This is a genomic window from Salinimicrobium oceani (genome assembly GCF_012037645.1).
Genome location: NZ_JAAVJR010000949.1, coordinates 1 through 384, shown reverse-complemented (window position 1 = coordinate 384; position 384 = coordinate 1). Strand labels below are relative to the sequence as shown.

The 384-nt window shown below is 39.6% G+C and carries 1 protein-coding gene; it reads right to left on the bottom strand.

Translation table 11 applies throughout. The features are described from left to right. Positions 1 to 384 (bottom strand): tRNA threonylcarbamoyladenosine biosynthesis protein TsaB (locus tag HC175_RS20200; RefSeq protein WP_369074360.1); only part of this gene is annotated, 384 nt, incomplete at both ends.

Genomic DNA, 384 nt, shown 5'->3' with positions numbered 1-384 from the left:
AATCTCTAACCCTTGAACTTTGAACTTTAAACCCGGAACCGTTTGGCCTGCCTGAAAATCTTTTAGATAATAAGGCTCGAAATAGGCTACATCTTCGAATTTTTCTTTTTGAAATTTTTCTTCGGCTAAAGCGACCATTTGTTCTGCCGAGGGTAATTTGTCTTTGATGAAAGTCGCATTCTTGTGGTCACAGATCTTGCTGAACTTCTCTACTCCGCTGCCTATAAAAGAAACATTTGCATTCTCCAGGTATTCAGAAAAAGAATCGGGAACAAGGATCTCTGCGCGGGTGTCAAAAACCTTCTTATTTTCAGAATTAAAACCTGCAGTATAGACTTCCATACGGCGGGCATCCAAAAGTGGAATTATAAAACCGTCTTTTTC